This window comes from Pseudomonas sp. GV071, from assembly GCF_003050835.1.
GTDB lineage: Bacteria > Pseudomonadota > Gammaproteobacteria > Pseudomonadales > Pseudomonadaceae > Aquipseudomonas.
Genome location: NZ_QAOJ01000003.1, coordinates 227563 through 253104, shown reverse-complemented (window position 1 = coordinate 253104; position 25542 = coordinate 227563). Strand labels below are relative to the sequence as shown.

At 62.2% G+C, this 25542-nt stretch carries 20 protein-coding genes and 1 pseudogene; 11 read left to right on the top strand and 10 right to left on the bottom strand.

The annotated features are described in order from the left end of the window. Positions 1-14: 14 nt before the first annotated feature. A complete protein-coding gene (gene aldA / locus C8K61_RS07740; RefSeq protein WP_108095628.1) occupies positions 15-1451 on the top strand; it encodes an aldehyde dehydrogenase in 1437 nt (478 codons plus the stop codon). An 882-nt stretch (positions 1452-2333) separates the two neighbouring features. On the opposite strand, the gene C8K61_RS07735 is transcribed toward aldA, so the two are convergent. Next, on the bottom strand, positions 2334-4286 hold the full coding sequence (locus tag C8K61_RS07735) for a sigma-54-dependent Fis family transcriptional regulator (RefSeq protein WP_108095626.1): 1953 nt from the start codon (positions 4284-4286) through the stop codon (positions 2334-2336). A gap of 447 nt (positions 4287-4733) precedes the next feature. Here C8K61_RS07735 and pqqA point away from each other — a divergent pair, with 447 nt between their 5' ends. The 8 genes from pqqA to C8K61_RS07695 all read left to right on the top strand — a co-directional run bounded on the left by pqqA (position 4734) and on the right by C8K61_RS07695 (position 13193). Beyond that, the gene (gene pqqA, locus C8K61_RS07730) at positions 4734-4805 is read left to right on the top strand and encodes a pyrroloquinoline quinone precursor peptide PqqA (RefSeq protein ID WP_003243383.1); all 72 of its coding nucleotides are present in this window, start codon (positions 4734-4736) and stop codon (positions 4803-4805) included. A gap of 77 nt (positions 4806-4882) precedes the next feature. After that, entirely contained in the window at positions 4883-5797 is a 915-nt protein-coding gene (gene pqqB / locus C8K61_RS07725; RefSeq protein WP_108095624.1) for a pyrroloquinoline quinone biosynthesis protein PqqB, read from the top strand. A 160-nt stretch (positions 5798-5957) separates the two neighbouring features. Beyond that, a complete protein-coding gene (gene pqqC, locus C8K61_RS07720; protein ID WP_108095623.1) occupies positions 5958-6707 on the top strand; it encodes a pyrroloquinoline-quinone synthase PqqC in 750 nt (249 codons plus the stop codon). Positions 6708-6792: 85 nt separating this feature from the next. Beyond that, a complete protein-coding gene (pqqD, locus tag C8K61_RS07715; RefSeq protein WP_108095622.1) occupies positions 6793-7080 on the top strand; it encodes a pyrroloquinoline quinone biosynthesis peptide chaperone PqqD in 288 nt (95 codons plus the stop codon). Then, entirely contained in the window at positions 7052-8224 is a 1173-nt protein-coding gene (gene pqqE / locus C8K61_RS07710; RefSeq protein WP_256589381.1) for a pyrroloquinoline quinone biosynthesis protein PqqE, read from the top strand. Before pqqD ends, pqqE begins: the two co-directional genes overlap by 29 nt. A 99-nt stretch (positions 8225-8323) precedes the next feature. Then, a complete protein-coding gene (locus tag C8K61_RS07705; protein ID WP_108095620.1) occupies positions 8324-10180 on the top strand; it encodes a S9 family peptidase in 1857 nt (618 codons plus the stop codon). Positions 10181-10360: 180 nt separating this feature from the next. After that, positions 10361-11524, top strand: a complete 1164-nt coding sequence (gene ercA / locus C8K61_RS07700; protein ID WP_108095619.1) for an alcohol dehydrogenase-like regulatory protein ErcA — start codon at positions 10361-10363, stop codon at positions 11522-11524. Further along, positions 11508-13193, top strand: coding sequence for a NahK/ErcS family hybrid sensor histidine kinase/response regulator (locus tag C8K61_RS07695; protein WP_108095618.1), 1686 nt, complete (start codon positions 11508-11510; stop codon positions 13191-13193). The genes ercA and C8K61_RS07695 overlap by 17 nt, the downstream gene beginning before the upstream one ends. Positions 13194-13283: 90 nt before the next feature. Here C8K61_RS07695 and pobA read toward each other — a convergent pair whose 3' ends face one another. Continuing rightward, on the bottom strand, positions 13284-14468 hold the full coding sequence (pobA, locus tag C8K61_RS07690) for a 4-hydroxybenzoate 3-monooxygenase (protein ID WP_108095617.1): 1185 nt from the start codon (positions 14466-14468) through the stop codon (positions 13284-13286). Between the two features lie 114 nt (positions 14469-14582). On the opposite strand from pobA, the gene C8K61_RS07685 reads away from it, so the two are divergent. Further along, entirely contained in the window at positions 14583-15467 is an 885-nt protein-coding gene (locus tag C8K61_RS07685) for a helix-turn-helix domain-containing protein (RefSeq protein WP_108095616.1), read from the top strand. Positions 15468-15582: 115 nt separating this feature from the next. Further along, complete coding sequence (locus tag C8K61_RS07680; RefSeq protein ID WP_108095615.1) at positions 15583-16407, top strand: HDOD domain-containing protein; 825 nt, start codon at positions 15583-15585, stop codon at positions 16405-16407. A gap of 231 nt (positions 16408-16638) precedes the next feature. Here the strand turns inward: C8K61_RS07680 and C8K61_RS07675 are convergent, their stop codons facing one another. From C8K61_RS07675 to C8K61_RS27180, 8 genes and pseudogenes are all read right to left on the bottom strand, one after another. Beyond that, complete coding sequence (locus C8K61_RS07675; protein ID WP_371919977.1) at positions 16639-18906, bottom strand: ATP-dependent DNA helicase; 2268 nt, start codon at positions 18904-18906, stop codon at positions 16639-16641. Between the two features lie 23 nt (positions 18907-18929). Further along, positions 18930-20570 (bottom strand): VRR-NUC domain-containing protein, encoded by a 1641-nt coding sequence (locus C8K61_RS07670; RefSeq protein WP_108095613.1) that lies wholly within the window; start codon positions 20568-20570, stop codon positions 18930-18932. A 96-nt stretch (positions 20571-20666) separates the two neighbouring features. Then, on the bottom strand, positions 20667-20936 hold the full coding sequence (locus tag C8K61_RS07665; RefSeq protein WP_108095612.1) for a hypothetical protein: 270 nt from the start codon (positions 20934-20936) through the stop codon (positions 20667-20669). 301 nt (positions 20937-21237) lie between these two features. Then, the gene (locus C8K61_RS07660) at positions 21238-21948 is read right to left on the bottom strand and encodes a DUF3108 domain-containing protein (protein WP_108095611.1); all 711 of its coding nucleotides are present in this window, start codon (positions 21946-21948) and stop codon (positions 21238-21240) included. Positions 21949-21956: 8 nt separating this feature from the next. Further along, positions 21957-22613, bottom strand: coding sequence for a phosphoribosylglycinamide formyltransferase (gene purN / locus C8K61_RS07655; RefSeq protein WP_108095610.1), 657 nt, complete (start codon positions 22611-22613; stop codon positions 21957-21959). After that, positions 22613-23671 (bottom strand): phosphoribosylformylglycinamidine cyclo-ligase, encoded by a 1059-nt coding sequence (gene purM, locus C8K61_RS07650; RefSeq protein WP_108095609.1) that lies wholly within the window; start codon positions 23669-23671, stop codon positions 22613-22615. The genes purN and purM overlap by 1 nt, the downstream gene beginning before the upstream one ends. 173 nt (positions 23672-23844) lie before the next feature. Further along, the gene (locus tag C8K61_RS27185; RefSeq protein ID WP_371919976.1) at positions 23845-24570 is read right to left on the bottom strand and encodes a methyl-accepting chemotaxis protein; all 726 of its coding nucleotides are present in this window, start codon (positions 24568-24570) and stop codon (positions 23845-23847) included. A gap of 132 nt (positions 24571-24702) precedes the next feature. Then, positions 24703-24987, bottom strand: a pseudogene (locus C8K61_RS27180) (HAMP domain-containing protein); the annotation flags it as partial. Between the last annotated feature and the right edge of the window lie 555 nt (positions 24988-25542).

Sequence of the window (25542 nt, the reverse complement as noted above, 5' to 3'; positions counted from 1 at the left end):
CAGGAGATACCCGTATGAGCAACATCCTGACCTACGAGAACTACATCGATAACGCCTTTATCGGCAGCGAAGAGCTGATCGAGGTGTACAACCCGGCCAATGCCGAGCTGCTGGCCCGCGTGCCGCAAGCCACCAATGTGCAAGTGGAACGCGCCATCGCCGCCGCCCGTAAAGCGCAAAAAGGCTGGGCCGCCAAACCGGCTATCGAGCGCGCCGGCTATCTGCGCAAAATCGCTCAGAAAGTGCGCGACAACGCCGGGCGCCTGGCGCGGATCATCACCCAGGAACAAGGCAAAGTGTCCGGCCTGGCGATGGTGGAAGTGAACTTCACCGCCGACTACCTCGACTATATGGCCGAGTGGGCACGCCGTCTGGAAGGCGAAGTGCTGACCAGCGATCGCCCGGGCGAGCACATCTTTCTGCAACGCAAACCCTTGGGCGTGGTGGCCGGCATTCTGCCGTGGAACTTCCCGTTCTTTCTCATCGCCCGCAAGATGGCGCCAGCGCTGATTACTGGCAACACCATCGTGATCAAACCGAGCGAAGAGACGCCAATCAACTGCTTCGAATTCGCTCGCCTCGTGGCGGAAACCGACTTGCCCACCGGCGTGTTCAACGTCGTCAGCGGCACTGGCGCGGGTGCTGGCCATGCGCTGACCAGCCATGCCGGTATCGACCTGATCAGCTTCACCGGTAGCGTACTCACCGGCTCGCGAATTATGGCCGCCGCCGCGCCGAACATCACCAAACTCAACCTCGAACTGGGCGGCAAGGCGCCGGCCATTGTCCTGGCCGACGCCGATCTGGAACTGGCAGTAAACGCCATTACCGCCTCGCGTGTGATCAACACCGGGCAAGTGTGCAACTGCGCTGAGCGGGTGTATGTCGAGCGCAAGGTGGCTGACCAATTTATCGACAAGCTGGCCAGCGCCATGGCGGCGACCAAATACGGTGATCCGTCAGTGGATGCGGATCTGGATATGGGCCCGCTGGTGAACAAGATCGGATTGGACAAGGTCGCGCAGATGGTCAGAACCGCTAGCGGGCAGGGCGCGCAAATCATTACCGGCGGCGCTGTGGCTGACCTGGGCAAAGGCTTCCACTACCAGCCGACGGTGTTGGCCGGTTGCACGGCGGATATGGAGATCATGCGCAAAGAGATCTTCGGGCCGGTGTTGCCGGTGCAGATTGTCGATGACCTGGACGAGGCCATTGCCCTGGCCAACGACAGTGAGTACGGGCTGACGTCATCGCTGTATACGCGCAACTTGAGTGCGGCGATGAAGGCTGCCCGTGAGATTGATTTTGGTGAGACCTATATCAACCGCGAGAACTTCGAAGCAATGCAGGGGTTTCATGCCGGTACGCGTAAATCCGGGATTGGTGGCGCGGATGGCAAGCATGGGTTGTATGAGTTTACGCATACGCATGTGGTTTATATCCAGGAGTAAATCCTGGGAGTTGATTAGGTAAGCAGTGCTTTTGGGCGGGCTCACTTCACGGGGTGGGACCGCTTTTTTTGCTTTGGTGTTTCTGGTTTATCGCGTGTGCTGAGCGTTTTGTTTCGCGCCTTACGCGCGACTCACTTTTTCCAGTCGCGGAAAAAGTAAGCAAAAACGCTTGCCCCCACCTTGGGTTTTCACTGCGTGAAAACTACCCTCGCTCCGTCGCCGCTCCAGGGGTCGGCTAGGCGCCCCCGACAAAACGCGGCCATCCATGGCCCGTCTTTGCCTTTCGCGGCTCCTGCCGCTCAACCCCTTCCACGACGACTACGCTCGGCCTGCGCTCAAGGGGCGGGCAGATCAAGATCAAAAGCCAGATCAACGGCCCCTCACCCCAGCCCTCTCCCGCACGCGGGAGAGGGGGCTGTTCTTCGTAGGAGCTAGCTTGCTGGCGAACCCTGGAAAAGGTAATTCGGAACCTACGTTTGCAGGGTTCGCCAGCAAGTTGGCTCCTACAAAAAACAAACGCGACAGTCGCCATACGTCACCCCTCGCCCGCGTGCGGGAGAGGGGCCGGGGGAGAGGGGCATTTGATCTGGCTTTTGATTTACCCGCCCCTTTAGCGCCAGGCCGAGCGGAGTCGTTGCGTAAGGGGTCGTAGCGGCCGGGAGCCGCGGAGAGGGATGGGGCCATGGATGGCCCTCAGCCCGGCCCCTGAAGCGACGACGTAGCGAGGGAAGTTTTCACGCAGTGAAAACCCAAGGTGGGGGCAAGCCGTTTTTGGTTACTTTTTAGGGCGACTGCTAAAAAGTGACTCGCGCGTAAGGCGCGAAACAAAACGCCCAGCACACGCGCCAATGAAGACCATCACCGACCGCCAGAAAATCGCAGTCAAAAAACCTCATTAGGCTGCACAATCCCATGCTTCTTCATCTTCCGATAAAGCGTGGAGCGGGAGATGCCGAAGCTCTCGGCAGCCGCCGTGATGTTCCACTGATGCTGCCTTAACGTGGCATACAAATGCCGAACCTCATCCCCACCCAATTGCTCAGCCAAGCTATTACTCAAGGGCGCAACCGGCGCACTGACCGCCAGTACGGCCCCCTGCAACTCCGCCGGCAAACACTCCCGATCAATCACCCCGTCTTCAGCCAACGCCACGGCATACCTCAGGCAATTCAACAGCTGCCGAATATTCCCCGGCCAGCCATACCCCAACAACCGCGCCCGCGCCTCTTCATCCAGACGCAACCCCCGCGCCCCCGGCTGGGCAGCGAGCAATTGCTCGATCAAGGCCTCCCGGTCACTGCGCTCGCGCAACGCCGGCAAGTGCAGGGTCATGCCACTCAAGCGATAAAACAGATCCTCTCGAAACTGCTTGGCGCTGATCATTCCGGCCAGGTTCTGGTGCGTCGCCGACACCACATGCACATCCAGCGCTACCGGTGCCTCTGCACCCAAGGGCGAGATCTCCCGCTCGGCCAACACCCGCAGCAAACGGGTCTGCAGGTGGGCTGGCATATCGCCAATTTCATCGAGAAACAGGGTGCCGCCATTGGCCAGTTCCAGCTTGCCTTTCTGGCCCTTCTTGTTGGCCCCGGTGAAGCTGCCGCCGCGGTAGCCGAACAGTTCGCTCTCGATCAGGCTTTCCGGAATCGCTGCGCAGTTCAGTGCCACGAACGGCCCGCTGCGGCGCGCGCTGGCCTGGTGGATGGCGCGGGCGAAGGCTTCTTTGCCGGTGCCGGTTTCACCGGTGATCAGCACCGGGATGCCTTTGTCGAGCACCTTGCGAATGCGCCGCACGCCTTGTTGCAGCAGCGGGTCGTTGCCGCCTAGTTGATCGAGTTGCGGATGCTGTTGTGCGGCCGGTTTTGCTGGCAGGTGACTGACCTGAGCCGGGCGCACACGGCCGACCGGAATACGCAGGCCGACGTCCACCAGCGCCTCGTCGATCAAGGCGCGCATCTGCACGCCACGGGCGCCGCCGCTGGTCATGCTCAGCAGCTCGTCGACGCTGGCCGGCAGCAGGCTGTCGATGCGCCGGCCGAGCAGCGCCTGGTGTTGTACCTGGTCATAGGCCACAAACGCAGCGCGGTTGGCGCCGATGACGCGGCCGCTTTCATCGATGGCCAGCAGCTGTTCGTTGGCCAGGTCAGTGATGTCGTCACGCGGCTTGATCGCCAGGGTCAGGCAGTCGCGGTAGCGCTGGCGAAAGTGCGCGTTTTCGATCAGTCGCGCATACATGATCACCAGCTGCAACGTCAGGTATTGCGCCTCTTTCGGCCCGTCGCTGTTGAGGCTGGTGGCGTTCAGACAGCCACGCAGCAAGCCCTGGGCATCGAAGATCGGCGCCACCGAACAACTGAGGCGAAAGTTGGAGGTGAGGAAGTGTTCTTCGCGGTGAATGGTCATCGCCTGTTCGGCGGCCAAGGCGGTGCCGATGCCGTTGGTGCCGGCCACCGACTCGTCCCAGCGCGCGCCGACGATCAGGCCCGATTGGGTATACGGGTCGCGCTGGTTGGGCAGGCGTGAGTCGAGGGTGATGCCGTGTTCATCGCTGAGCAGCACGGCAAACCCGGCTTGCACCACACGTTTGGCCAGGCCGGTGACGCCCTGGCTGGCGATGGCCAGGTACTCCTGGTGTTGCTGCTGGTGCTGGCGGATTTCCTCGGCGGTGAGGATGTGTTTGACATTCACCGCGCGCGGATTGAGCTGGTACAGGTTGACGCTGCGGTACAGCGATTCGGCGATCACCCGGTCGGGGCGAAAGCTGCGTTCGGGGAAGTGGTCTTTGACGAACGCGGCCAGTTCACTGGCATTGGTTTCCACGGCATGCAAAGGCATAGCAGTACTCCCGGTGGCCGATGCCTGCAGCGGGTGAGGCGCTGCGGATCGACGTTTTGTTGTTTTGGCCTGCGCGGAGCTGACACGCAGGCAGGTAGTGCAACCATAGCCCGATGGTCTACCTCTTGCAGTCATCCTTCCGTCGCATGTCTGCCCCTGCAGCAAGCGACATGCCGAAAGCCCAGCGTCCGGCCACAAGGCCCGAGCCAGCGCACCGCAAGGCGTGCAGGGGGAAAACAGGTAGTCGGCACAGCTGTGCCACGGATGACACAGGTGTCGCAACACGCTGGATCAGGTGTCGCAACGGCGCTACTAAATCAGGGGCAAAACTCGTTCGAAAGTAGCATTCGGCGGGTCTGGTCCTGGTGGTTAACTCAGCCTGTCGGTGAAAAACCGGCGTGATGCTTTCGACGTGAAAGACCCCATCAACAACAAGAGGAACGACCCATGTGGACTAAACCCGCCTACACCGACCTGCGTATTGGTTTTGAAGTGACCATGTACTTCGCCAATCGTTGAGCCGGCTCTTGCTCCAAGAGAAGTGCCCCGGTTCGCCGGGGCATTTGCCAACGCGGCCGCCTCAGTGAGATCGCCCTATGTATATCCAGATTCTCGGTTCCGCTGCCGGGGGCGGTTTTCCCCAGTGGAACTGCAATTGCCGTAACTGCCGTGGCGTGCGCGCCGGCACCCTGCGCGCGCAACCGCGTACGCAATCGTCCATTGCCCTGAGCGACGATGGTCAACACTGGATTCTGTGCAACGCCTCGCCGGATATCCGCGTGCAGCTGGAATCCTTCCCCAAGCTGCAACCGGCTCGCAAACTCCGTGACACCGCGATTGGCGCAGTAATTCTGCTCGACAGCCAGATCGACCACACCACCGGCCTGCTCAGCCTGCGCGAAGGTTGCCCGCATCAGGTGTGGTGCACGGAGATGGTCCATCAGGACCTGAGCACCGGCTTCCCTTTGTTTCCCATGCTGACCCACTGGAACGGTGGCTTGCAGCACAACCTGATCAGTCTCGATGGTGAGCCTTTCAGCATTCCCGCCTGCCCAGGTTTACGCATTACCGCCATCGCCCTGCGCAGCAGCGCCCCGCCGTATTCGCCGCACCGGGGTAACCCGCATCCGGGCGACAATATTGGTTTGTTCGTAGAAGACACCCGCTCCGGCCGTTCGCTGTTTTATGCACCGGGCCTGGGTCAGGTAGACGACAGCCTGCTGGCCCGGATGGGCCGCGCCGACTGCCTGCTGGTGGACGGCACCTTGTGGCGCGACGACGAAATGCGCGTGTGCGAAGTCGGCGACAAGCTCGGCAGCGAAATGGGCCATTTGGCGCAGAGCGGGCCGGGCGGGATGATTGAAGTGCTCGACAGCTTGGCCGGCCCGCGCAAGGTGCTTATCCACATCAACAACACCAACCCGATTCTCGACGTCGACTCGCCCGAGCGGGCGATGCTCGCTGAGCACGACATTGAAGTGGCGTGGGATGGGATGAGTATTGAGCTGTGACGCCTGGAATTGGCGTACGACAGCCAATCCTGGATCCCAGCCTGCGCTGGGATGACGGTGGAGGGTGCAAAAAACCTCTGTCGTCCCAGCGCAGGCTGGGACCCAGCATGTTGGACCGGTTACCCGATGGCGCACCGATAACAATAAAAGGACCACCTTCATGCCCACTGCCCTGACCCCCACCGAATTCGAGCAAGCGCTGCTCGCCAAAGGCGCCTATTACCACATTCATCACCCCTTCCACGTGGCCATGTACGAAGGCCGCGCCAGCCGGGAACAGATCCAGGGCTGGGTGGCCAACCGTTTTTATTACCAGGTGAATATCCCGCTGAAAGACGCGGCGATCATGGCCAACTGCCCGGACCGCGACACCCGGCGCGAGTGGGTTCAGCGCATCCTCGACCATGACGGCGCGCCGGGTGAGGAGGGCGGTATCGAGGCCTGGTTGCGCCTGGCCGAAGCGGTCGGCATGGACCGCGAGCAGGTGCTGTCGCAGGCGCTGGTATTGCCCGGCGTGCGGTTTGCCGTAGACGCCTATGTCAACTTCGCCCGCCGTGCCAACTGGCAGGAAGCGGCCAGCAGTTCGCTGACTGAACTGTTCGCTCCACAAATTCACCAGTCACGCCTGGACAGCTGGCCGCAGCATTACAGCTGGATCGACCCCGCCGGTTACGACTACTTCCGCAGCCGTTTGAAGCAGGCGCGCCGCGATGTCGAACATGGTCTGCGCATCACCCTCGCGCACTACACCACCTTCGAGGCGCAGCAACGCATGCTGGAGATTCTGCAATTCAAGCTGGATGTGCTGTGGAGCATGCTTGACGCCATGAGCATGGCCTATGAGCTGAAACGCCCGCCGTACCACACGGTAACCGACGCACACGTCTGGCATCGGGGGATTACGCTATGAGCGCTTTTGTAGGGTGTGCTATGCGCACCAAGCGATTCATCGGCGTGCGCAATGGTGCGCAAAGCACACCCTATGGGAGTACGCCATGACGCCTGTGCACGCTCTACCCACAAGCAAGGTCCCCGTCCTGCGCCGCGGCTACCGCTTTCAATTCGAACCCGCGCAGGCTTGCCATGTGCTGCTTTATCCCGAAGGCATGATCAAGCTCAACGACAGCGCCAGCGAGATTTTCAAGCTGATCGACGGCCAGCAGGACGTCGCCGCGATCATCGCCAACCTGCGCGCGCGTTTCCCCGATGTGCCCGGTATCGACGAAGACATCTTCGCGTTTATGGAGGTGGCCAGTGCTCAGTTCTGGATCGACTTTCTCTAAGGTAGAGAGCGCTAAGCCCAACGTGCCCAAACCCGGCCCGCCGCTGTGGCTGCTGGCCGAGCTGACCTACCGCTGCCCCCTGCAATGCCCGTACTGTTCAAATCCCCTGGACTTTGCCAAGCACGGTAAGGAGCTGAGCACCGCGCAGTGGATCGAAGTATTTCGCCAATCGCGGGAAATGGGCGCAGCGCAGTTGGGCTTTTCCGGCGGTGAACCGCTGGTGCGCCAGGACCTCGCCGAGCTGATAAAAGCCGCCCGCGATATGGGCTATTACACCAACCTGATCACCTCCGGCATCGGCCTCACCGAGAAGCGCATTGCCGAATTCAGCGAGGCCGGTCTGGACCATATCCAGATCAGCTTCCAGGCCGCCGACGAGGAGGTGAACAACATGCTCGCCGGCTCGAAAAAGGCCTTTGCCCAGAAGCTGGCCATGGCCCGTGCGGTGAAGGCCCACGGCTACCCGATGGTGCTCAACTTCGTCACCCACCGGCACAACATCGACCGTATCGAGCGGATCATCGACCTGTGCCTGGAGCTGCAAGCCGACTTCGTGGAACTCGCCACCTGCCAGTTCTACGGCTGGGCCGAACTCAACCGTGCCGGGCTGTTGCCGACCCGCGCGCAACTGGCCAACGCCGAGCGCATCACCAATGAATACCGCGCCCGGCTGGAGGCGCAGAACCACCCGTGCAAGCTGATCTTCGTCACCCCCGACTACTACGAAGAACGCCCCAAGGCCTGCATGAACGGCTGGGCCAATCTGTTCCTCGACATCACCCCGGATGGCACCGCCTTGCCTTGCCACAGCGCGCGGCAATTGCCGGTGCAGTTTCCCAATGTGCTGGAACACAGCATCAGCCATATCTGGAACGAGTCGTTTGGTTTCAACCGTTTTCGCGGCGATGACTGGATGCCCGAGCCATGCCGCTCCTGCGATGAAAAACACAAAGACTTCGGTGGCTGCCGCTGCCAGGCGTTCATGCTCACGGGAGACGCCAGCAATGCTGACCCGGTGTGCAGCAAGTCGGCCCATCACGGTGTAATTCTGGCCGCCCGCGAGGAGGCCGAGCGGGCCTCGCAAGGCATGCAGGCATTGACCATGCGCAATGAAAAGGCATCACGGTTGATTCTGAAGGTTTGATCGTTGGTGAGAGAGGCGTACTCTTTCGCGCTGACCGTGGACCGGCTTATCAGCGGTACCGCCTGCAGTGGTCTAACGCATCCAGGTGAGCCTTCTCCCATGCACGACAGCTCTGCGCGTTATGGTTTTTTCCCCAGCGCCTGGTCGGCCCGGCAAGCGGCCTCGGCCAGCCGCGACTTTGCCGAGCTCAAGGTCAACGCTCAGGGTTTGTTCTGGGTTGAGTTCAACCCGCAGGACGGCCGCAATACCCTCTGGCGCTGGCACGCCGAACAGGCGCAGTGCCTGACCCCGGCGCACTTGTCCATGCGCAGCCGCGTGCATGAGTACGGCGGCGGCGTGTTTTGCCTCACCGAGCACGGCGTGGGCTTTGTCAACGACAGCGACCAGCAGCTCTACCTGCAACAACTCGACGACGGCAGTGTGCAGCGCCTGGGCGAAAGCCTGCAGTGCCGCTACGGCGACCTGCACTTCGACCGGCTGGCACAGGCGCTGATCGCGGTCGAGGAATGCCACGGCCAGGGGCGCGTGCGCAATCGGCTGGTGAGCATCGCCCTGGCGACCGGGCAACGCACGGTATTGGCCGAAGGCGCCGACTTCTACACCTCGCCGGTGCTCAGCGACGATGGCCAGCGCCTGGCCTGGATCGAATGGGACCGCCCGGCGCAGCCCTGGACCCAGACCCGATTGTGCAGCGCGCGCCGCGACAGTCGGGGGCACTGGCCGTTGCTGAAAGTGGTGGCCGGCGGCAATAGTGAAGAGTCCCTGCAACAACCGCGCTTCGATGGCGAAGGCCGGTTGATCTGCCTCAGCGACCGTGACGGTTGGTGGCAGCCGTGGGGTGAGGTGGACGGCTACTGGCAGCGCCTGCCCCACGGTGTCGAGGCCGACCACGCCAGCGCGCCCTGGCAGTTGGGTTCGTGCAGTTATTTGCCGCTGCACGGCGGCGGCTTGTTGCTCACTCGCCTGGTCAATGGCTGGGGTGAGTTGCTGACGCAGTCGGCGGCAGGTGTCGAGCAGCCGCTGGCCACCGACTACAGCCGCTTTCGCGCGTTGGCGGTCGACAGCGATTTTTTCTACTGCATCGCAGAGGCGCCAAACGGCCTGTCGGCGATTCTGGCGATCCGCCGTGGCGATGCCCAGGTGCAGGTGTTGGCAGGCGGTGAGCAGCCGCTGGCGGCCGATCAGGTAGCGCTGCCAGAAGCCCTCGACTACCGCAGCAATGGCGAGCGCGCCCATGGTTTTTTCTACGCCCCGCCACGGGCTTCCACGCTCGCCGAGCAACCGCCGCTGGTGGTGTTTCTGCACGGTGGGCCGACGTCCGCGTGCTACCCGGTGTTCGACCCGCGCATCCAGTTCTGGACCCAACGTGGTTTTGCCGTCGCCGACCTCAACTACCGCGGCAGCAGCGGCTTTGGCCGCGCCTACCGGCAACGCTTGGAAGGGCAGTGGGGCGTGGTGGATGTGCAAGACGCAGTAGCGGTTGTTGCGCACCTGGCGGGGGCTGGACGCATCGATCCTCAGCGGGCGTTTATTCGCGGTGGTAGTGCCGGTGGCTACACGGCGTTATGTGCCTTGGCCTTTCATTCGGTGTTTCGCGGTGGCGCGAGTTTGTATGGCGTAAGCGACCCGCTGGCGTTGCGGCGGGTGACGCATAAGTTCGAGGGCGATTATCTGGATTGGTTGATTGGTAGCCCGATTACCGACGCCGAGCGTTATGAGGCGCGCACGCCGTTGTTTCATGCCAGTCGGATTACCGCACCGGTGATCTTTTTCCAGGGCGGGCGGGACGCGGTGGTGTTGCCGGAACAGACGGCCAGTATGGTGGCGGCATTACAGGCGCAAGGGGTTGAGGTGGAGCAGCATTTTTACCCGGATGAGGGGCATGGGTTTCGCCGGGCCGAGCACCTGCAAGAGGTGCTGGAGCTGGAGTTGGGGTTTTATCGGCGGTTGCTCTAGCGGCCTTTTGGTAGGGTGTGCTATGCGCACCGTTGCGGTTGCCGGGCAATCGCTTGGTGCCCATAGCACACCCTACAAAAGCATTGCGCCACCTGAGCTCTACCCTAACGTCGCATTGCAATACCCCGCCATTCCAGTAGCCTCCACCCCACTCATAACAAAAAAACACCAGGCCCCGCGATGAGCCACGATCTCAGCCTTTTGCGTAAATTCGTTTCCCCGGAAATCGTCTTCGGTGCCGGCTGCCGGCACCATGTCGCCAACTTTGCCGCCAATTTTGGCGCGCGCAAGGTGCTGGTGGTGTCCGACCCCGGCGTACTCGCCGCCGGTTGGGTGGCCGATATCGAAGCCAGCCTGCAGGCGCAAAACATTGCCTATTGCCTGTACACCGAGGTCTCGCCTAACCCGCGCGTGGAGGAAGTGATGCGCGGCGCCGAGGTGTACCGCGAGAACAATTGCAACGTCATCGTCGCCGTCGGCGGCGGCAGCCCGATGGATTGCGCCAAGGGCATCGGCATTGTCGTGGCGCACGGGCGCAGCATTCTCGAGTTCGAAGGGGTGGACACCATCCGCGTGCCCAGCCCGCCACTGATTCTGATCCCCACCACCGCCGGCACCTCGGCGGATGTCTCGCAGTTCGTGATCATCTCCAACCAGCAGGAACGGATGAAATTCTCCATCGTCAGCAAGGCGGTAGTGCCCGATGTGTCGCTGATCGACCCGGAAACCACGGCGAGCATGGACCCCTTCCTGTCCGCCTGTACCGGCATCGACGCACTGGTGCATGCCATCGAGGCGTTCGTCTCCACCGGCCACGGCCCGATCACCGACCCCCATGCCCTGGAGGCCATGCGCCTGATCAATGGCAACCTGGTGCAGATGATCGCCAACCCGCAGGACATTGCCCTGCGCGAAAAAATCATGCTCGGCAGCATGCAGGCCGGGTTGGCGTTCTCCAATGCCATTCTCGGTGCGGTGCACGCCATGTCCCATAGCCTCGGCGGCTTTCTCGACCTGCCCCATGGCCTGTGCAATGCGGTGCTGGTCGAGCATGTGGTGGCATTTAATTACAGCGCCGCGCCGGAGCGATTCAAGGTGATTGCCGAAACCCTGGGCATCGACTGCCGCGGGCTCAATCACAACCAGATCCGTCAGCGTCTGGTCGAGCACCTGATTGCCCTCAAACACGCAGTCGGTTTCCATGAAACCCTGAGCCTGCACGGCGTCGGCACCTCGGATATTCCGTTCCTGTCGCAGCACGCCATGGGCGACCCGTGCATCCTTACCAACCCCCGCGAGTCAAGCCAGCGGGACGTCGAGGTCGTGTATGGCGAGGCCCTCTGAGGAACAGCAGAAAGCCCTGGCCGGCCTGCTCGGCCTGGGCAGCCAGTCGGCGCGCAAAAGCCATTACCCGGAACTGCTGACGCGCCTGGAAGAGCTGGAGACCGAGCGCAATCGCTACAAATGGTTGTTCGAACACGCGGTGCACGGCATCTTCCAGGCCAGCCTGCACGAGGGCTTGCGCGCCGCCAACCCGGCGTTGGCGCGGATGCTCGGTTACGACGATCCACAGCAGGTGCTGTGGAGCCTCACCGACATGGCCAGCCACCTGTTTATGGGCGGCGAGGCGGAGTTGCTGCTTATCCGTGAACGGTTGCGGCTGGATGGCGGCCTGTTTGGCTATATCACCCAGCTGCGGCGCAAGGATGGCAGCCATGTCGATGTGCTGATGAACCTGTTGCTCAAGCCGGATGAAGAAGGGTTGGTGGAGGGCTTTGTCGCTGACATCACCGAACGCATCCAGGCCCAGCAGCGCTTGCAGGCTCTCAATGATGAATTGGAGCAGCGCGTCGCCAGCCGCACCGAGCAGTTGCAAACCCTCAACCAACAACTGCGCGAAGCCCGCGATGTGGCGCAGGCCGCCAACCTGAGCAAAGACAAATACCTGGCCGCTGCCAGCCACGACCTGCTGCAGCCGCTGAATGCGGCGCGGTTGTTGGTCTCGACCCTGCGCGAACGGCATTTGCCTGCGGCGGAAAGCTTATTGGTGGAGCGCACCCATCAGGCGCTGGAAGGCGCCGAAGATTTGCTCACCGACCTGCTGGATATTTCTAAGCTGGACCAGGCCGCGATCAAACCGGATATCGATGTGTACCGCCTGGACGAAGTGCTGGCGCCGCTGGCTTCGGAATTCCAATCGGTAGCGGCAGCGGCGGGGCTGACCTTGCGCACGCGGATTGCCAACTACGCGATCCACACCGACCTGCGTTTGCTCACCCGTATTCTGCGCAACCTCCTCAGCAATGCTTGCCGCTACACCAGCCAGGGCGGCGTGCTGCTGGGCGCGCGGCGGCGCGGCGAGCGCTTGTTTATCGAGGTGTGGGACAGCGGGCGGGGGATCGCGGCGGATCAACTGTCGGCGATCTTTCTGGAGTTCAATCAGCTGGATGTCGGCCGCGCGGCTGACCGCAAAGGGGTGGGGCTGGGGCTGGCGATTGTCGAGCGGATTGCCGCCATTCTGGGCTGTGCCGTGCAGGTGCGCTCGAAGCCGGGGCGCGGTTCGGTGTTCAGTATTGAAGTGCCGTTGAGCCTTGAGGTACCAACCCCGACGCTGGCGGCAAAACCCCAGGCGGTGATCGGCAACCCGCTGCCGGGCCGGCGTTTGCTGGTGCTGGATAACGAAGTGAGCATTCTCGACAGTATGGCCGCGTTACTCGGCCAATGGGGTTGTGAGGTGCTCACCGCCACGGACCAGGAGGCGGCCTTGCAGGTGCTGCAAGGGCAGGCGCCGGAGTTGATTCTGGCTGACTTCCACCTTGATCACGGCATCACCGGGTGCCAGGTGGTGCAGCACTTGCGCGAGCATTTTGGGTTGGCGATTCCGGCGGTGATGATTACCGCCGACCGCAGTAATCGGTGCCGGCAAGAGCTGCAAGCGCTGGGCGCGCCGTTGCTGAACAAACCGGTGAAGCCTGGCAAGTTGCGGGCGGTGTTGAGTCAGTTGTTGCGGTAACAACGAACGAGCTCTTGTAGGGTGTGCTGTGCGCACCGTTGCGATATCGGGAAGATCGTTTGGTGCGCGGAGCACACCCTACAAAAGCCGTTACTCGATCGCTTCGTAGGGCAACCCCACGTAGTTCTCGGCGATGGTCTTGCGCCCGGCCTCAGACCCGACAAAGTAGTCCAACTCGGTCTGCTGCATGCGCTGGCTAAACGCATCGGTATCGGGAAAGCGGTGCAGCATCGAGGTCATCCACCAGGAAAAACGCTCGGCTTTCCACACTCGGCGCAGGCAGATTTCGGAGTACTTTTCCAGCAGGTCGGTGCGCCCTTCGCCATACACCTTGAGCAGAATCCGGTACAGAGTGCTGACATCGCTGGCCGCCAGGTTCAGGCCCTTGGCGCCGGTGGGTGGGACGATATGGGCGGCGTCGCCGAGCAGAAACAGGCGCCCGTACTGCATCGGCTCGACCACAAAGCTGCGCAGTGGCGCGATGCTTTTTTCAATCGATGGCCCGGTGATCAGCCTGGCCGCTACGGGCGCCGGCAGGCGGGCTTTCAGTTCGTCCCAGAAGCGCTCATCCGACCAGTCTTCAACCTTTTCCTCGGCTCCCACCTGCACGTAATAACGGGTGCGGGTCGGCGAGCGCATGCTGCACAGGGCAAAGCCGCGTTCGTGGTTGGCGTAGATCAGTTCTTCGTTCACCGGCGGGGTGTCGGCGAGGATGCCCAGCCAGCCAAAGGGGTAGACCCGTTCGAATTCCTTGAGCACGCCTTGGGGAATCGATTGGCGCGACACGCCGTGGAATCCATCGCAACCGGCGATGTAGTCGCAGTCCAGGCGCAAGGTTTCGCCGTTGTGCTCGAAGGTCACGTAGGGCTGTTCGCCCTTGAGTTCATGGGGTTGCACGTTGCTGGCGCTGTAGAAGGTGCTGGCGCCAGCGGCCTGGCGAGCGTGCATGAGGTCGCGGGTGACTTCGGTCTGGCCGTAGACCATCACCGTCTTGCCGCCGGTGAGGCCCTTGAGGTCGATATGTTCGCTGCGGCCGTCGAAGGCCAGCTCGAAACCGTCGTGCACCAGGCCTTCCTCGTCCATGCGCTGGCTGACGCCCGCTTCGCGCAGCAGGTCGACCATGCCTTGTTCCAGCACGCCGGCACGGATGCGGCTTAGCACGTAGTCAGGGGTTTGCCGTTCGATGATGACGTTGCTGATCCCGGCCTTGTGCAGCAACTGGCCGAGCAGGAGGCCGGAGGGGCCGGCACCGATAATGGCGATCTGGGTTTTCATGGGCGTTGTCCTGTTCCGTCGAGGAACTTAGTTGTTTTTATAACGCCTGTATTTTTTGTGGTTAAAGGCCGGCTTAGAAGGCAATATCGAACAGCTTTCTTGCACTTTTCGTGGATGGTGGCGGTGCTCAAACACACAGAAAATCCGGTTCCGGTGTTCAAACTCTATGGCGAGACCGGTGCCTGGCCGATGCCGGACCTGATCCATTGCGAGTCAATTCCCGAACGCAGCCGCTTGCACCATTGGCAGATCAAACCGCACCGCCACAGTGATCTGGTGCAGTTGCTATATGTGCAGTCCGGGCAGGCGCAACTGCAGGTCGAGGACGTACTGACCGAGGTCCGCAGCAGTTCCTTGCAGGTGGTACCCGCGCTGTGTGTGCACGGTTTTCGCTTTTCCGACGACGTGCAGGGCTACATCCTCAGCCTGGCCCAGCCGCTGGCCGAACAGCTCGGCGCCACGCTGGACAGCCAGGTGCTGCGCACGCCGGCGTGCTTTTCCATTGAGAGGTCCATCGGTAGTGAAGGGCGCTACCTGGATGCGCTGTTCGAGTCGATTGCCGCCGAGTACGACCAGCAGCAGAGCGGCCGCGACCTGATGCTGCAGTCGCTGATCAGTGTGTTGCTGGTGTCCCTCAGCCGCCGTGCCGAGGCGCAATCCCAGGCCCAGGGCCCGGACCGTGGGCGTGAGCATGTGGACGCCTTCACCCGCCTGCTGGAAAGCCACTATCGCCAGCACTTGCCGATTGAGCATTACGCCAACGCCCTGAGCATCAGCGCCGCCCATCTGAATGCCTTGTGCCGGCGCCTGGCCGGGCAGTCGGCGTTGCAGATGATCAATCAGCGGCTACTTTTAGAAGCCAAACGCTGTCTGGTGTACAGCGCCATGACCGTTAATCAGGTATCTGACAGCCTGGGCTTTTCCGATCCCGCCTACTTTTCGCGGTTCTTCAAGCGCGGCACGGGCCTGTCGCCCAAGGGCTTTCGCATTCAGCGTTAGCGCCGGTCACGGGCAGTTGCTAGTTTCAACGGTGGGGCACACACCAAGGTGTTGCGGTGCGCTGAAAAAAGTTGCCTATGATTTCCTAACAAGCCGTTCAACCGAGAGTGAGCTCATGGATATAGAAACACTGTTCGCCGACCTGCATGCCTTGCCCAGCATCCCCAAGGTGGCCTTGGAACTGATTCAGCAATTCGATAGCCCCTCGTCCAGCCTGGACGCCGTGGCGCGCAATATCTCGAAGGACCCGGTGATCGCCGCCAAGGTGTTGCGCCTGGCCAACTCCTCGCGCTACCGCGGCGCCCGCGAATCCACCAGCATTGAAGACGCCGCTTCGCGCCTGGGTTTCAATACCTTGCGCACCCTGGTGATGGCCTCAGCGGTGACCGGCGCGTTCAAGGCTGACGCCAGTTTCGACCTCAAGGGTTTCTGGATTCACAGCTTTCAGGTCGCCAGTATCAGCCGCCTGCTGGCCAAGCAGGCCGGCCGGGACGCCGACACCGCGTTCACCTGCGGCATGATGCACAACATCGGTGAGCTGCTGATTCAGACGGGGGCGCCACAGTACGCGCCGAAGTTGAATGCCAGCAAACACGGCAACGCCGCCGGCCGCGCCGCTAACGAAACCCTGCAACTGGGTTTTGGTTATCCGGAAGTGGGCGCCGAATTGGCCCGCCGTTGGCAGTTGCCCAAGCTGATCCAGACCGCTATCGCCCTGCAAGGCAAGCCGTCGCAAGCCCCGGCCGATAACCCGCTGCCGAAAACCCTGGCCCAGGCCGTGCTGATCGCCGAAGCCGTGCAAACCCATGGCGGCGCCACCGACGAAGCCAAGGAGTCGTTGCACGGGCCGCTGATTGAAGAACTGGACCTGGACGTAGTGTTCGCCGCATTGCCAGCCGTGCTGGAAGCAGACAAAGCCTTTGCCGAGTTGCTGGGCTAATTCCTTACGCTTCGGCTCGACGTGCGCCAGGGGTAGGTTGGGTTGAACCGCCGGTGAAGCCCAACATTGCGTCATCACTGGGGCGCACTATCTGGGCAGGCCGCCAGGCCTGACCCGCGCGGTCGTGAGGAGGACGGTTGGGAGGCTCGCGGCAACCCGGCGCTCTGGTTGGTGGCGGGGTTGTGGCTGGTTGATGTGTATCGTTGGGCTTCGCCTTCGGCTCAACCCAACCTACGGCGCGAGCGTCTCATCCACCGTCGGCAACCGACACCGTCCCACCTCCCACCAGGTCGGCAACAACCGCCGTACCGCCGCCTGACTGAAGCGGTCATCCATCAGATACACCACCCCTGAATCCTGCTGGGTCCTGATTACCCGCCCAGCCGCCTGCACGACTTTCTGTAAGCCAGGGTAGAGGTAGGTGTAGTCGTACCCACTGCCGAACATGGCTTGCATGCGCTGCTTGATCTGCTCGTTGATCGGGTTGATCTGGGGCAGCCCCAAGGTGGCGATAAAGGCGCCGATCAGGCGGTTGCCGGGCAAGTCGATGCCCTCGCCAAAGGCGCCGCCGAGCACGGCAAAGCCGATGCCCTGGCCACTCTCCTGAAAGCGCTCGAGAAAGTGTTGGCGCTCGGCTTCGTCCATTTGCCGTGATTGCACCCAGATCGGCACCAGCGGATGGGCGGCGACGAACTCGTCGCGCACCTGCTCCAGGTAGGCGTAGCTGCTGAAGAACGCCAGGTAGTTGCCCGGCCGCTCGGCGAACTGGCGGGCCATCAAGGCGCTGATCGGCGCCAGCGAGCGCTCGCGGTCGACGTAGCGGGTAGAGAGGTTGCTCACCGCCTGCACCTGCAACTGCTCGGCAAGAAACGGCGACTCCACGTCCAGCCACGGTGTTTGTTCCGGCAAGCCGAGCAGGTCGGCGTAATAGTTGGCCGGGCTCAAGGTGGCCGAGAACAGCGTGCAGCTATGCGCCGCGGCCAGCCGTGGAGCAAGGAACGGCGCTGGCACCACGTTGCGAATACACAGGGTGGACTGCGATTTGCCGCCCGGGCCCAGGTGGCGGCTGATATCGAACAGCGAGTGCGGGCCAAACACCTCGGCCAGGCGGCAGAACAACATGGCGTCGAGGTAGAAGTGCAACAGCTCGGCCTCGTTGCCGGTGGGCTGGTCGGTGAGGTGGTCGGTGATCGCGCTGACGGCTTTTTGCAGGGCCATGATCAACAGGTCCGGCGCCGCCGGGTACACCTGGTACAGCGCTTCCTGGTCCTGGTGCAGCTGGTTCCAGTGGCGGTTGACCCGGTCCAGCACACTCTTCAGGCCCTTGGGCGCCAAGCCGCGCATGGTCGTGAAACGCGCCTGCGACAGCTCGGCGGTATACATGCCACGGCCGCGCTCCACCAGGTTGTGCGCCTCGTCCACCAGCAGGGTGACCTTCCACTCGTTGAGCTGGGTAAGGCCGTAGAGCAGGGCAGTCATGTCGAAGTAGTAGTTGTAGTCGCCCACCACCACGTCGCTCCAGCGGCACAACTCCTGGCTCAGGTAGTAGGGGCAGATGCCGTGGGCCAGGGCGGCGTCGCGCACGGCGTTCTGGTTCAGCCATTGGCTGTCCAGCGCCGCTTTGCGCGCGGCCGGCAGGCGATCGTAGAAACCTTTGGCCAGCGGGCAGGAGTCGCCGTGGCAAGCTTTGTCCGGGTGTTCGCAGGCTTTGTCACGGGCCACGTGTTCCAGTACCCGCAGGGCGATTTTCGGCTCCTGGGCGCGCAGGGTTTCCAGGGCATCCAGGGCCAGGCGCCGACCAGGGGTTTTCGCGGTGAGGAAAAACAGCCGGTCGAGTTTCTGCTCGGAAAAGGCCTTGAGCTGCGGGAACAGGGTGCCAATGGTTTTGCCAATACCGGTGGTGGCCTGCGCCATCAGGCTGTGGCCGTCGCGGGCGGCGCGGTACACCGCCTCCGCCAGTTGGCGTTGGCCGCTGCGAAAGCTCGCGTGGGGAAAACGCAGTTGCTCCAGGCTGGTATCCCGCTCGATGCGGTGCGCCTGTTCCTGCTGGGCCCAAGTGATAAAACGCTGGCAATGCAGCTCGAAGAACGCCTGCAGGGCGTTGGCGCTGAAGGTCTCGCGAAAGCTGGTTTCCTTGTGGGTAAGCACATTGAAATACACCACCGCGAGGTCGACTTCTTCCAGCTCGTATTGGCGGCACAGCAGAGCGCCGTAGACCTTCACCTGCGCCCAATGCAGCAGCCGGTGGTTTTCCGGAATGCGCGAAATATCGCCGCGGTGGGTTTTGATTTCTTCCAGCAGGTTGTCATCGGGGTTGTAGCCATCGGCGCGGCCGCGCACCAGCAGCCCTTCATATTCGCCACTTAGCGGCAGCTCGGCGATATAACCCGAGCCACGCCGGGCGACCACGCTCATGTGCCCGGCAATGCCTTCCTGAGCAGTGGGCGAGGGGGTGAAACGCAAGTCGAGGTCGCCCTGTTTGGCGGTGAACTCGCACATTGCCCGCACGGCTACCTGATAAATCACGCCTCACACCACTGCACATAACAAACGTCCACCGGCATGCCGTTCTCGGCACAAAAGGCCAGCCAGCGTTTCTGGTTGTCTTGCAGGCGGTCGCCGGGGCCTTTTACCTCGATCATTCGGTAGCGCTGCTCGGCCGGCCAGAACTGGATCAGGTCGGGCATGCCGGCGCGGTTGGCTTTGATGTCGCCCAGCAACCGTTGGAACCAGGCGCGCAAATGGGCGGCGGGCAGGCAGGTGAGGGCCTGTTCCAGTAATTCTTCCGTGAGCAGCCCCCAGTACACGAAGGGCGACTGGATGCCGAATTTTTCCTGGAAGGTAGCGCGGATGCGGGTTTTGTAGGCCTCGCTGTCCAGCGCCGCCAGGCACTCGGCAAACAGCGCGGCACGGCGCTGGGTAAAGTCGGCGCGCAATAAATCCACCGGGCCGCTGTGGAACGGGTGGAAAAACGCCCCCGGCAGCGGCGCATAAATCGCCGACCAGCAGAGCAGGCCGAACAGGCTGCAGATCAGGGTGTTTTCCACGTAATGCACGGGGGCATGGTCTTCGCCGAGGTGCAGTTGCACGCGTTGTTCGACGCTGAAGTCAGGGTGAAAAGGCAGGCTCAGTTCGATCAGGCCGGCTTCCACCTTGGCTGGCTTGCTGGCTTTGGCCAACCCGAGTTGCCGGTTCAGGCGGGCAAGGGCGCGGGCCACCAGCTGTGCTTCGGCATCGTTGACCGGCGAGGCAGCGGCTTGCTGCGCCAGGGCGTGTGCCTGCTCGTACTGAGCCAGGCGTTCCAGCACGCGAATCTGCCGTTGTCGGGCCTGTGGATAAGCGCTAACGCCATACAACGCCAAGGCATGCTCCAGCTCGCCCAGGCGTTCCAGGTGCTGGCCAATGGCGAACAGCAGTTTGCCGCGCCGCTCCACCAGCAACGGGTTCTCGGTGTGCACTTCGGCAATTTGCTCCAATACCTCGGTCAACGGCTCGCCAGCCTCGAAGCGCTGGCGGCAGTGCCACAGGTGCAGGTAGGTATCGACGTCTTCACGGCGGGTAAACCCGCGCGAGTCGGCGCTCAGCTCAACCTGCTCGTAACGGAAAATGCCCAGGTCCGAGAGCACGAACTCGATCCAGTCCTGGTGCAGATTGCCGAAGAACATCAGACGCAGGCGGTCGATCAATTCGCCGATGCCCAGCGTCAACAGCGGGTCGTCCAGGTGCGGGCACCACTGGCTGAATGGCCGTTCGCCTTCCAGCTGGTTTTCCAGCTGTTCGAGCAGTTGCGGTTTATTGGCGGTGCGGGTGGCGAGCAGGGCGCCGAACTGCTGCAGCACTTCGTCCTTGCGCAGGTAGACGAAGAGTTCCTGCAGGCTGAGGGTGTACGCATTGCTGATCCAACCATGGGCCAGCAGCGGCTCGGCAGCCTGGCGCGGACAGCCGATTTCTTCGTAGCTCAGTTTGCTGGCGCGAAAGTGCGGGCCCTTGCGCATGATCATCCGCGTCAGCAGCGCCTGCGAGGCCAGCGGCAGCTCGCCGAACTGACGGAAGAAGGCCGCCTCGTGCGCGTCGAACAAGTCGTTATAACGCGCAGCCAGCCAGGCCAGCGCTTTATGAAAGTTGGCCAGGTAATAGAAACGGGGATCGTCGAGGGAGTGCATTGGTACGCCAAACCACTGTGTGCATGTACAGATACCAGCGCGGCGCAGCGCTGGCAATCGCAAATTGATCGGTGGCGGCGCGGTGGTCGGTTGGCCTCAGTTGTAGGTGAGGGTGATGACCTGATTGTCGACGCTGGTTTCGCCGGGATTCAGGGGTAGGTATTGGGCTGTGAAGGCGGGGTAGCCCCCGGCGCAGGCATCGTTTTCGTTGGCTGTTTGCAGGGCGTCGGCGTTGGTTGCTGTAGTGACGTTACAGGTTGGATTGACGATCTGGCCTTCGATCTGGATGGTGCCGCCGTCGGCGAAAGCGGATGGGGCAGTGACTAGGGAGGACAGCAGGGTGATGGTGGCGAGGCGGGTAATCATGGCGGCGGCTCCGTGGGTTGCTTGCACGGCAAGTTAAGAGTTACGCGGAGCGATCTGCCAGAAGGGGATTTTTGTTTTGTCGGAGCGTTCCTGAAAAGAGCATTTTCTGAACACTGTAGGACGGGGGGCTGTGGTTATCTGATGGGTTTCAAGATCAAAAGATCGAGGCTGAAGCCTCTCCCACAGAGCAAGCACGGACCATTGTGGGAGAGGGGGCAGCCATCCGATTCAGCCCCGATAGCCTTTGCGCTGTCGCATAAAAAAGCCCCGCATGGGCGGGGCTTTTGTGCGGTGGCTTGGCTTAGCTGCCTTTCACCGCTTTGCCATCCACGCTGCCGTCTTTGAGCATGATCTGGTATTCCTTGCCGTCTTTCTCTACCTGGTAGAGGCGCACCAGCAGGTAGTTCCAGTCTTTGGCGAACCACAGCACGGTCTTGCGGCTGCTTTGGGTCGGGTCACGCACACGCTCGACCTTGATCGCATCGACGCTGCCGGCCATGGTCTCGACCTTCTCTTCGCCCAGTACGCGGAAGTCGTAGGTTTCGATATCGCCGCCATCCACCACCTGGTAGCTCATGGTCTTCTTGCCGGCAGCCACATCGGCTTGCAGCACCACCTGGTAGGTGGATTTGTCCTGGATGCCGCGGTTCAGCGGTAGCGACACCTGGTCGCCACGGTCGCTGCCGATGACTTTCTTGGCGTCCCAGTCGAAGTCCAGTTCCACCGATTTGCCTTTGCCCAGGCCGCTGCGATCATAGCGGTAGGTCAACGGCAGAAAGGTAGTGCCATCAATTCGGAAAGTGCTTTCTTCGGTGAGGCTCGCCACCAGCATGGCGGCTTTGAAATTCAGCAACCAACGACCGTCGGCTTGCTTTTGCAGGCTGCGTTCAGCGCTGCCGCTGACGGGGATCTGTTTCCAGTCCGCGGTGTAGCTGGCAGAGAACGGTTTCAGCTCCAGGGCCTGCGCCGGCAGGGTTAGCACGGCGAGGACGAACAGCAAGGCACGACGCATAAAGTCTCCTAGGTTCGGATCAGGTGGCCGGTGGCCGGTAACAATTGCGCTTTCAGCATTGCCCCCTCGCTGCAAAGGCGCAAGTCACCATCGGCGAACCAGCGCACAGCGAGTGGGTAAATCTGGTGTTCTTGAGCATGTACGCGATTGGCCAGGCTCTGCGCCGTGTCATCGACGCGCACCGGCACAACAGCTTGTACGACCAGAGGCCCTCCATCGAGTTCCTCCGTTACAAAATGCACGCTGCAGCCATGCTCGCTGTCGCCGGCATCCAGCGCCCGTTGATGGGTGTGCAGGCCTTTGTATTTGGGCAGCAGAGAGGGGTGGATATTCAGCAGACGGCCTTCGTAGTGGCGCACAAAGGCGCCGCTCAGAATCCGCATGAAGCCGGCCAGCAACACCAGCTGCGGCTGGCAGCTGTCGATCAGCGCCATCAGCGCGGTATCGAAGCTTTCGCGGTCGGAGAAGGTGGTGTGGTCGAGCACATGGGTGGCGATACCGGCGGCCTTGGCCCGTTCCAGGCCATAGGCGTCGGCGCGGTTGGAGATCACCGCGCAGATTCGGGCAGCGCTGGTGCTGCCCTGAATGTCATCGATCAACGCCTGCAGGTTGCTGCCCGAACCGGACAGCAGCACCACCACATTGCAGGGTGAGGCGTTGGGCATCAGTGGGCTTTCAGGTTGTTCAATACAACGCGATCAGCATCGGCGGCGCCGGCGTTGATCTGGCCGATCACCCATGGTTGCTCGCCGCTGGCGGTGAGGTTGGCCAGTACGCTTTCGACGTGCTCTTGAGCCACGCAGATCACCATGCCCACGCCGCAGTTCAGCACGCGGTGCATTTCGGTTTCGTTGACGTTGCCTTGCTGCTGCAGCCAGTCGAACACCGCTGGGCGTTTCCAGCTGGCGACATCGACCACGGCTTGGGCGCCGTCTGGCAGTACGCGCGGGATGTTGTCCAGCAGGCCGCCACCGGTGATGTGGGCCATGGCTTTGACCGCGCCGGTGTCTTTGATCAGCTTGAGCAGCGGTTTGACATAGATGCGGGTCGGCGCCATTAGCAGTTCGGTCAGGGCTTTGCCTTCGAGCTGTATGGTTTCGATGTCGGCACCGGACACTTCGATGATCTTGCGGATCAGCGAGTAGCCGTTGGAGTGCGGGCCGGAGGAGGGCAGAGCGATCAGCGCGTCGCCGGTTTGCACCTTGGAGCCGTCGATGATTTCAGCCTTTTCCACCACGCCAACGCAGAAACCGGCGAGGTCGTAGTCTTCGCCTTCGTACATGCCCGGCATTTCGGCGGTTTCCCCACCGACCAGCGAGCAGCCAGCCAGTTCGCAGCCGGCGCCAATGCCGGTAACTACGGTAGCGGCCACATCAACGTTGAGTTTGCCGGTGGCGTAGTAGTCGAGGAAGAACAGCGGCTCGGCGCCGCATACCACCAGGTCGTTGACGCACATGGCGACCAGGTCCTGGCCGATGCTGTCGTGTTTGTTCAGGTTCAGCGCCAGGCGCAGCTTGGTGCCGACGCCATCGGTACCGCTGACCAGCACCGGTTGTTTGTAACCAGCGGGGATCTCGCAGAGGGCGCCGAAGCCACCCAGGCCGCCCATCACTTCCGGACGCGCAGTGCGCTTGGCCACGCTTTTGATGCGTTCGACCAGGGCTTCACCTGCATCGATATCGACGCCGGCGTCCTTGTAGCTAATGGAGGGTTGCTTGCTCATAGATCCAGGCCTTTATGAAAGGGATGTTCGGGGAGCGACCGGGGCAGCGGCGGCACAAGGGCCAGCACGCATTCGAGGCACGGTCTGCGAAGGCGCGCGATTTTATCAGGCTTGCCCGTGGCCGGCCATCCGCGCAGCCGGACGGGCAGGAAATTAATCGCTGCCCGCCATGGCTAGAGCCGGAAACGATCCACCGACAGCGACAATTGCCCGGCCAGGTTCGACAGTTCGTCGGTGGTATCGGCTGTTTTGCCAATCACCGTGCTGTTGCTCACCGACATGGTGGCGATGGTTTCCACCTGGTGGGCGATCTCGTTGCTGGCCAGGCTCTGCTCGCCAATCGTGCGGCTGATGTCGTTGACCAGCTGGGTGGTGCTCAGGGTCGCTTCTAGAATTTCGCGGATTGCCCGCTCGACATCGGCGGTTACCGCCATGCCCTTGTCCACCTGCGCGACACCGGCCTCCATGCTGGTGGCAGCGTCGCGGGTGCTGGTCTGGATGCGCTGCACCATGGCGGCGATTTCCTGGGTCGAGGCGCTGGTGCGCCCGGCCAGGCTGCGCACTTCATCGGCGACCACGGCAAAACCACGGCCCTGTTCGCCCGCCCGCGCAGCCTCGATAGCGGCGTTAAGCGCCAGCAGGTTGGTTTGGTCGGCAATGCCCTTGATCACTTGGATAATGCCGAAAATCTGCTCGGACTCCTGGTCCAGGGTGCGAATCACCTGGGCCGAGGCCTGTACCGAACGGGCGATGCCATCCATGTCCTGCACCACCTGGTGAATCACCTTGCCGCCGTCTTTGGCCAGGCGTTCGGCCTGATTGGCCATGTCCAGCGCCTGCCCGGCGTGGCGGGTGATTTCTTCGATGCTGGCGGTCATTTCGCTGGCGGCCGCGGCCATGGTGTTGGCCGCCTCGCTCTGCTGGGCGCTGCTATCGGCCACCTGATGGCAGCCGGAACTGAGCTGGCGGGTGAGGCTGTTGACGCTATCGGCATTGCCGCGCACCACGCCGATCATGCCGCGCAGGTCGCCCTGCATGGTCGCCAGGCTGCGGATCAGGGCGCTGGCTTCATCCTGCTGGCTGGGTTGTTCAATGCTGCGGCCGAGGTCGCCCTGGGCAATGCTGCTGGCGATTTTGCTGGCCGCCAGCAACGGCCGCATGATGCCGCGGATAATCCAGGTGCCCTGCACCACCAATAGCAGCAGGCTGGCGAGCAATACGATGGTCAGGGTGACGTTGGCAGTGCTGAGGGCGCTTTCGGTGTCTTTGCTGGTTTGCCCGGTGTTGTCTTCGATCAGCTCGCTGAGACTGGCCATTTCGCCTTCCAGCTGGGTGAAGGCGGCATTGAAGGTAGGCAGTTGCTGCTGCGCGGCCTCCGGGTTGCTCAGGGCCTGGGCGACGATGCTTTCGGCGGCGGCGATGTAAGAGTCGAGGCTGGGCTTGACCTTGTTCAGCGCCGCCTTGATGGCTGCATTCACCGGCAGTTGCAGGTTTTCTGTCAGCACTTCGCGAAAATGCCCGGCGTGTTCTTCCAGGCTCGAACGTGCTTCTTCTGCCGTGGTGGTGCTTTTACCCAGGCCCACCAGCATGGCCGCCAGCACATCGGCGCGCAGGGCGTCGTGCATCATGTCGGCTTCCATATGGTTGCGCAGCGCGTTCAGGCTGACCTGGTTGGCGCGCACCGCGTCGGCCACCTGATGGTTGCCGATAAAGCTGACCAGGCTGAGGATCAGCGCCGCCAGCAGGCCGGTGGCGGTCAACAAGAGCAAACGTAATTTTATCGACACCGTCGCTACCTCTTTATTGTGTTTGCCGGGGCGCGCACCGACGCCTTGTTCGATGCATATCGGCAGGCCGCTGCGCTTGTTGAA

What these genes read in the sequence shown, in the direction of transcription:
- C8K61_RS07665 (WP_108095612.1), bottom strand. Translation starts at nt 20,936, where the DNA reads ATGATTACCCGCCTCGCCACCATCACCCTGCTGTCCTCCCTAGTCACT.
- pqqC (WP_108095623.1), top strand. Translation starts at nt 5,958, where the DNA reads ATGCCCACTGCCCTGACCCCCACCGAATTCGAGCAAGCGCTGCTCGCC.
- pqqD (WP_108095622.1), top strand. Translation starts at nt 6,793, where the DNA reads ATGACGCCTGTGCACGCTCTACCCACAAGCAAGGTCCCCGTCCTGCGC.
- C8K61_RS07685 (WP_108095616.1), top strand. Translation starts at nt 14,583, where the DNA reads ATGGTGGCGGTGCTCAAACACACAGAAAATCCGGTTCCGGTGTTCAAA.
- aldA (WP_108095628.1), top strand. Translation starts at nt 15, where the DNA reads ATGAGCAACATCCTGACCTACGAGAACTACATCGATAACGCCTTTATC.
- C8K61_RS07680 (WP_108095615.1), top strand. Translation starts at nt 15,583, where the DNA reads ATGGATATAGAAACACTGTTCGCCGACCTGCATGCCTTGCCCAGCATC.
- pqqB (WP_108095624.1), top strand. Translation starts at nt 4,883, where the DNA reads ATGTATATCCAGATTCTCGGTTCCGCTGCCGGGGGCGGTTTTCCCCAG.
- C8K61_RS07735 (WP_108095626.1), bottom strand. Translation starts at nt 4,286, where the DNA reads ATGCCTTTGCATGCCGTGGAAACCAATGCCAGTGAACTGGCCGCGTTC.
- C8K61_RS07705 (WP_108095620.1), top strand. Translation starts at nt 8,324, where the DNA reads ATGCACGACAGCTCTGCGCGTTATGGTTTTTTCCCCAGCGCCTGGTCG.
- purM (WP_108095609.1), bottom strand. Translation starts at nt 23,671, where the DNA reads ATGAGCAAGCAACCCTCCATTAGCTACAAGGACGCCGGCGTCGATATC.
- ercA (WP_108095619.1), top strand. Translation starts at nt 10,361, where the DNA reads ATGAGCCACGATCTCAGCCTTTTGCGTAAATTCGTTTCCCCGGAAATC.
- C8K61_RS27185 (WP_371919976.1), bottom strand. Translation starts at nt 24,570, where the DNA reads ATGGCCGCGGCCGCCAGCGAAATGACCGCCAGCATCGAAGAAATCACC.
- C8K61_RS07675 (WP_371919977.1), bottom strand. Translation starts at nt 18,906, where the DNA reads ATGTGCGAGTTCACCGCCAAACAGGGCGACCTCGACTTGCGTTTCACC.
- pobA (WP_108095617.1), bottom strand. Translation starts at nt 14,468, where the DNA reads ATGAAAACCCAGATCGCCATTATCGGTGCCGGCCCCTCCGGCCTCCTG.
- purN (WP_108095610.1), bottom strand. Translation starts at nt 22,613, where the DNA reads ATGCCCAACGCCTCACCCTGCAATGTGGTGGTGCTGCTGTCCGGTTCG.
- C8K61_RS07670 (WP_108095613.1), bottom strand. Translation starts at nt 20,570, where the DNA reads ATGCACTCCCTCGACGATCCCCGTTTCTATTACCTGGCCAACTTTCAT.
- C8K61_RS07660 (WP_108095611.1), bottom strand. Translation starts at nt 21,948, where the DNA reads ATGCGTCGTGCCTTGCTGTTCGTCCTCGCCGTGCTAACCCTGCCGGCG.
- C8K61_RS07695 (WP_108095618.1), top strand. Translation starts at nt 11,508, where the DNA reads ATGGCGAGGCCCTCTGAGGAACAGCAGAAAGCCCTGGCCGGCCTGCTC.